5 protein-coding genes are annotated in these 6703 nt (G+C 75.7%); all 5 read left to right on the top strand.

Annotated elements, in window-relative coordinates; genetic code table 11:
- The coding region (gene mfd / locus RB146_00660; GenBank protein MDQ7827491.1) for a transcription-repair coupling factor at nucleotides 1–3188 on the top strand (3188 nt) is incomplete at its 5' end.
- 55 nt (nucleotides 3189–3243) lie between these two features.
- Nucleotides 3244–4320 carry a peptidylprolyl isomerase gene (locus RB146_00655; protein ID MDQ7827490.1) on the top strand — a complete coding sequence of 359 codons (1077 nt, stop codon included), beginning with the start codon at nucleotides 3244–3246 and terminating at the stop codon, nucleotides 4318–4320.
- Nucleotides 4321–4330: 10 nt separating this feature from the next.
- Nucleotides 4331–5116: a nucleoside triphosphate pyrophosphohydrolase gene (gene mazG / locus RB146_00650; protein MDQ7827489.1), complete on the top strand. Its 786-nt coding sequence runs from the start codon at nucleotides 4331–4333 to the stop codon at nucleotides 5114–5116.
- A gap of 44 nt (nucleotides 5117–5160) precedes the next feature.
- The gene (locus tag RB146_00645; GenBank protein ID MDQ7827488.1) at nucleotides 5161–5424 is read left to right on the top strand and encodes a S4 domain-containing protein; all 264 of its coding nucleotides are present in this window, start codon (nucleotides 5161–5163) and stop codon (nucleotides 5422–5424) included.
- Nucleotides 5421–6701 (top strand): phosphopyruvate hydratase, encoded by a 1281-nt coding sequence (eno, locus tag RB146_00640; protein ID MDQ7827487.1) that lies wholly within the window; start codon nucleotides 5421–5423, stop codon nucleotides 6699–6701. Before RB146_00645 ends, eno begins: the two co-directional genes overlap by 4 nt.
- Nucleotides 6702–6703 lie beyond the last annotated feature (2 nt).

The following is a 6703-nucleotide window of genomic DNA, read 5'->3' as shown; positions in this document are numbered from 1 at the left end:
CCCTCCTCGTCCTGCCCTCGCGCGAGGCGGCGGAACGCCTGGCCGAGGACCTGGCCCTCTTTGCGCCGGCGGCGGCGGAGCGGGTGGTGCTCTACCCGGTGTGGGAGACGCTGCCGGCCGACGGCGACCGCCCCACGCTCGTCGCCGCGGCGGAGCGCCGCGCTCTCCTCCACCGCCTCGAGGCCGGAGAGCCGGTGCTGGCGCTGCTCCCCGCCTCCGCCCTGGCGCGCAAGCACCAGCCCCCCGAGGTGGTGCACGCGCGCCGCACCGTCCTCCGCCGCGGGGCGCGGGTGGACCGCGACGGGCTGGTGGCCACGCTGGCGGCCTACGGCTACGAGCGCCTGCCGCTCGTGGACGCGCGCGGGCAGATGGCGGTGCGCGGGGGGATCGTCGACGTCTTCCCGCCCCAGGGCGGGCCGTACCGGGTGGAGCTGAGCGGCGACGAGGTGGAGTCGCTGCGCGAGTTCGACCCGGCCACCCAGCGCAGCACGCGGACGGTGGAGGAGGTTGTCCTCCTCCCCCTGCACGACCCCGAGCCGCCCGAGGCGCTCGCCGCCACCGTCCTCGACTACCTGCCGTCGGCCGTCCCCATCGTCCTGGACGAGGAGCCGGAGCTGCGCGGCCAGATCCGGGCGCTCGCGGCGGGCGAGCCGCGCCCCGACGCGGAGGCCCCGGCGCCACCGCCGTACGTCCCGTGGGAGGCGCTGCAGCGGGCGCTCCGGGGACGCCCGGTGGTGGCGCTCTCCACGCTGCGCCACGCCGAACCGGGCTACGAGGAGGTGGTCCTGCGCTTCGGCGGCATGGAGGCCTTCGGCGGGCAGACGAACCTCTTCGCCCGGGCCCTGGGGGAGTGGACCGCCGCCGGCCGCCGCGTCGTCGTGGCCAGCGCCCACCCGGAGCGGGTGGCGGAGATCCTGCGGGACCACGGCCTCACCGTACCGGTCCTGCCGGCGCTGGAGGCCCCGCCCGCCCCGGGCACGGTCACCGCGCTGCGGGCGCCGCTGTCGCGCGGGTTCACCTTCGACCCGGCCCAGACGGAGGGCGGCGAGGCGCCGGGCGCCCTGGCCCTGGTCACCGACGCCGAGATCCTGGGGTGGCGGCGGCGCCGCCCCCGGCTGCGCTTCCTGCGCGAGGGGACGCGCATCAGCTCCTGGACCGACCTGATCCCCGGCGACTACATCGTCCACCTCCACCACGGCATCGGCATCTACCGCGGGCTGGTCCACCTGGAGCTCAACGGCCACCGCCGGGACTACCTGCTGCTGGAGTACGCCCAGGGGGACCGGCTCTACGTCCCCACCGACCAGCTCGGCCTGATCCAGCGCTACATCGGCGTGGAGGGCCAGGCGCCGCGCATCCACAGCCTGGGCGGCGCGGACTGGGAGCGGGAGAAGCAGCGCGTGCGCCAGGCCACCCGGGAGATGGCCGAGGAGCTGCTCAGGCTCTACGCCGCCCGCCAGGCGACGCCGGGGCACGCCTTCGGCCCCGACACGCCCTGGCAGTACGAGCTGGAGGCCTCCTTCCCCTACGAGGAGACCCCGGACCAGTGGCAGGCCATCCAGGACGTGAAGCGCGACATGGAGTCGCAGCGCCCCATGGACCGGCTCATCGCCGGGGACGTGGGCTACGGGAAGACCGAGGTGGCGGTGCGCGCAGCCTTCAAGGCGGTGATGGACGGCAAGCAGGTGGCCGTGCTGGTGCCCACGACCATCCTGGCCCAGCAGCACTACAACGTCTTCCTGCAGCGCTTCGCCCCCTACCCGGTGCGGGTGGAGGTGCTGAGCCGCTTCCGCACGCCGCGGCAGCAGCGGCGGATCCTGGCCGACCTGGCGGCGGGCCGGGTGGACGTGGTCATCGGCACCCACCGGCTCCTCTCGTCGGACGTGGTCTTCCACGACCTGGGCCTGGTCATCATCGACGAGGAGCAGCGCTTCGGGGTGGAGCACAAGGAGCGCCTGAAGCAGCTGCGCACCCAGGTGGACGTCCTCACCCTCACCGCCACCCCCATCCCGCGCACGCTGCACATGTCGCTGGTGGGCCTGCGCGACATGTCCATCATGGAGACGCCGCCGGAGGCGCGCCTGCCCATCCACACGGTCATCCGGGAGGCGGACGACGCCGTGGTGCGCGAGGCCATCCTGCGCGAGCTGGCCCGGGGCGGGCAGGTCTACGTCGTCCACAACCGGGTGCAGACCATCGACCGGGCGGCCCGGCGCCTGGCCCGGCTCGTCCCCGAGGCGCGGGTGGTGGTAGCGCACGGGCAGATGCCCGAGGAGAAGCTCGAGCGCGTGATGATGGACTTCCTAGGCGGGCGCTACGACGTGCTGGTCTGCACGACCATCGTGGAGATCGGCCTGGACATCCCCCAGGTGAACACCATCATCATCGAGGACGCCCACCTGATGGGGCTGGCGCAGCTCTACCAGCTGCGCGGCCGCGTGGGGCGGGCCGACCACCAGGCCCACTGCTACCTCCTCTACCCGCGCGGGGCCACGCTCACGCCGGAGGCGGAGGCGCGGCTGCGGGCGATGCAGGAGTTCGTCGAGCTGGGCTCCGGATTCAAGCTGGCCATGCGCGACCTGGAGATCCGCGGCGCCGGCAACCTGCTGGGCCCGGAGCAGCACGGGCACGTGGCCGCGGTAGGCTTCGAGCTGTACACGCGCCTGCTCGACCAGGCCATCCGCGAGCTGCGGGGCGAGCTGGTGGACGACGCGCCCGACCCCACCGTGGACGTGCACGTCGACGCCTACCTGCCGCCCGACTACGTGGCCGACGAGGCGCAGCGCATGATCCTCTACCGTCGCCTGGCCACCCTGGGCTCGCTCACCGAGGTGGGACGTCTGGAGGAGGAGCTGGCCGACCGTTTCGGCCCGCTCCCCGTCCCGGTCCGTCACCTGCTGGAGGCGGTGCGCCTGCGCGTGCTGGCCAGGCGGGTGGGGGCGGTGTCGGTGGTGCGGGAGGGGCACCGCTTCACCGTGCGCCTGCGCTCGGGGGCCTTCCTGCCCGAACCGGTGCAGCGGCGGCTGCGCGTGGCCTACGGGCGGCGGGTGCAGGTCACCCCGGCGGTGGTCACCGTGCACACCACCGCCGAGGCCTTCCCGCAGCAGGTGGACGAGGTCCGCGAGGTCCTGGAGATGGTGGCCCGCCTGGTGCGGCAGCAGGAAGGCGCCGCGCTGGCCCGGGCCTGAGGGCGCGCCCGCGCCGCGGACGACCGCCGCGCCGCCCGCCCACGACGAGAGGGGGGTGACCGTGACAGCGCAGCGCCGCACGACGACCGTCCTGCTGCTCGGCGCGGCCTTGCTCGCCGCCACCGCGCTGGCCTACGCCCTGACCTTCGGTGCCGACCTGACCGCCACGCTGCCGCGCGTCACCATCGCGGGGCGCACGGTGGGGGGCGAGGTGGGATGGCGCCTCCCCGGCCTGCGCGGAGGGGTGGCCGTGGCCGCGCTGGTGAACGGCCGGCCCATCTACTGGTCCCAGGTGGACGCCCAGGTGGCGCAGGCGGCCGCGCAGTTCGGCCTGGACCTCTCCGGCGAGCGCGGCCGGGCGCAGCGCCGCCAGATCGAGCGGGTGGTGCTCGACCAGCTGGTGAACCAGGAGCTGATCCTGCAGGCGGCGCGCCGCCGGGGGCTCGTGGCCACGGACGCGGAGGTGGCCGAGGAGGTCCGGCAGGTGACCGAGCGCCTCGGCGGCGAGGAGGGCTTCCGGGCGGCCCTGGCCCAGCGCGGCCTGACCATGCCGGAGGTGCGCCGCATCCTGCGGTTGAACCTCACCGTGCGCAAGCTGCGGCCGGCCGTGACCAGCGTGCAGGTCACCGAGGCGGAGGTGCGGCAGGCCTTTGAGCGGCGGCGCGCCGAGTACGACCGGCCGGAGCAGGTGCGGGTCAGCCACATCCTGGCCCGCGCCGAGTCCCCGCAGCAGGAGCGCGCGGCGCTGGCGAAGATCCGGCTGGTCCAGGCCCGGCTCCAGCGCGGGGAGGCCTTCGCCGATCTGGCCCGGCGCTTCTCCGACGACCCGGGCTCCCGGGAGGCCGGCGGCCACCTGGGACTCGTCAGCCGCGGCACGCTGGTCCCGGAGTTCGAGCGCGCCGCCTTCGCCCTGCCCCCGGGACAGGTGAGCCAGCCGGTGCGCACCCCCTTCGGCTACCACCTGATCCTGGTCCACGAGAAGCAGCCCGCCCGGCGGGCCACCTACGCGGAGGCGCGGGTGCAGGTGCGGGCGCGCCTGGTTGAGGAGCGGCAGGAGGCGGCGTTCCGCCGCTGGCTGGAGGCGGAGCGCCGCCAGGCGGCCATCCGCCGCTTCGACCGGCCCACCTCCTGAGGACGCGACGATGCCCGCACAGCCGGACCACAGGCCCAAGGGCGAGCCCGCCCGCTACACCTTCGACGACCTCCTGCGGGTGATGGCCGAGCTGCGCGGCCCGCAGGGCTGCCCCTGGGACCGCGCCCAGACCCCCCAGAGCCTGCGCTCCTTCCTGCTCGAGGAGACCTACGAGCTGCTCGACGCCCTCGACCGCGACGACGCGGCCGCCATCCGCGAGGAGCTGGGGGACCTCCTGCTCCAGGTGGTCTTCCAGAGCCAGATGGCGGCCGAGGCGGGGCGGTTCGACGCGCGCGACGTGGTGGACGCGCTCGTGCGCAAGCTCATCGCCCGCCACCCGCACGTCTTCGGCGGCGAGCGCCTCGACACGCCCGACGAGGTCCTGGCCCACTGGTACGCGGCCAAGCGCAGCGCGCGCCGGGAGCCCTTCGACGGGATCCCGCGGGCGCTGCCGGCGCTGGCCGCCGCCCAGAAGGTCCTCGAGCGCGCAGGGGAGCTGGGCTTCCGCTGGCCGGACGCGCGGGCGGCCGCGGAGCAGGTGCGCGCGGAGGTCGCCGAGGTGGAGGAGGCGGCCGGACCGGCGCGCGCGGCCGAGGAGGTGGGCGACCTCCTCCTGGCCGCCGTCGCGCTGGCCGTCCCCCTGCGGGTGGACGCCGAGCAGGCCCTGCGGGACGCCACGCGCCGGTTCGTCGAGCGCTTCGCTCGCGCGCAGGCGCTGGCCGCGGCCGAGGGGGCGCCCCTGGAATCCCGCACGCCCGCGGAGATGCTGGCCTACTGGGAGCGGGCGAAGCGGTGAGGGGCGGTGGGCGCGCGAACGCGCGGGAAGCCGGCGTGGCGGAGATGCGGGTGGACAAGTTCCTGCAGGTGAGCCGCCTCGTCCGGCGGCGGGTGCTGGCCCAGCGCCTGTGCGATGCCGGCCACGTCCGGGTGAACGACCGGCGCGCCCGGGCCGGGACCGCCGTGGGCCCGGGAGATGTCCTCGACCTCGCGCTGGGCCCGCGGCGCCTGGTGGTGCGCGTGCGCCGCCTGCCCGCCACGCCGCGCGAGGCGGACGGCGCCTACGAGGTGGTGCGGGAGGTCACCGACGAGGGGTGGTGGGGGTGACGGTGCGCATCGCCGCGGTGCGGGCCCGGGAGATCCTCGACTCGCGCGGCAACCCCACGGTGGAGGCCGACGTCCTCCTCGACGACGGCAGCCTCGGACGCGCCGCCGCTCCCTCCGGCGCCTCCACCGGCGAGGGGGAGGCCCTGGAGCTGCGGGACGGCGGGGCGCGCTACCTGGGGCGCGGCGTGCGGCGGGCGGTGCGCCACGTGGAGGAGGTCATCGCGCCTGCGCTGCGCGGCCGGCCCGCCGACCAGGAGGAGGTCGACCGCCGCCTCATCGCCCTGGACGGCACCCCCGACAAGTCCCGCCTGGGCGCCAACGCCCTGCTCCCGGTCTCCCTGGCGCTGGCGCGCGCGGTGGCGGCGTCCCGCCGCCTCCCGCTCTACCGCCACCTGGGGGGCGAGGCCGCGGTGGTGCTGCCGGTGCCGCTGATGAACGTCCTCAACGGCGGAGCGCACGCCGACAACACACTGGACTTCCAGGAGTTCATGATCGCCCCGGTGGGGGCCGCCACCTTTCGGGAGGCGCTGCGCATGGGCGTGGAGGTGTACCACCACCTCCGGGCCCTGCTGCGCCAGCGCGGCCTCACCACGGCGGTGGGGGACGAGGGCGGCTTCGCCCCCGCCGTAGGCGGGACGGCCGAGGCCCTGGGGCTCCTGGTGGAGGCCACCGCGCGGGCCGGCTACCGTCCCGGCGAGGAGGTCTGGCTGGCCCTCGACGCCGCCGCCAGCGCGCTGGCCCACGACGGGGTCTACGACTTCCGCCGCGAGGGCGTGGTGCGCACCGCGGACGAGCTCATCGCCCTCTACCGGGCGCTGGCGGAGCAGTACCCGCTGCGCTCGGTCGAGGACGGGCTGGGGGAGCACGACTGGGCGGCCTGGCAGACCCTGACCGTGCAGCTGGGGGCACGGCTGCAGCTCGTCGGCGACGACCTCTTCGTCACGAACCCCGGGCGGCTGCGCCGCGGCATCGCCAGCGGCGTGGCCAACGCCATCCTGGTGAAGCCCAACCAGATCGGCACCCTCACCGAGACGCTGGAGACGGTGACCCTGGCCCGGCGTGCCGGGTACGCCGTCATCCTCTCCCACCGCTCCGGGGAGACGGAGGACGCCACCCTGGCCGACCTGGCCGTGGCCATGGGGGCCGGGCAGATCAAGACCGGAGCGCCGGCCCGGGGGGAGCGGGTGGCCAAGTACAACCAGCTGCTGCGCATCGAGGAGGAACTGGGCGAGGCGGCGGTGTATGCGGGAGTGAGAGCGTTCCGCGTCCCCGCCTAGCC

This window comes from Armatimonadota bacterium (genome assembly GCA_031081585.1).
Taxonomy (GTDB): Bacteria; Sysuimicrobiota; Sysuimicrobiia; order Sysuimicrobiales; family Humicultoraceae; genus Geohabitans; species Geohabitans tengchongensis.
Note: the sequence above shows the minus strand (reverse complement) of the source record. Positions and strands in the feature narration are given on the sequence as shown.

Excerpts from the sequence above, each read along its gene's own strand:
- mazG (MDQ7827489.1), top strand. The coding sequence starts at position 4,331 with ATGCCCGCACAGCCGGACCACAGGCCCAAGGGCGAGCCCGCCCGCTAC.
- RB146_00645 (MDQ7827488.1), top strand. The coding sequence starts at position 5,161 with ATGCGGGTGGACAAGTTCCTGCAGGTGAGCCGCCTCGTCCGGCGGCGG.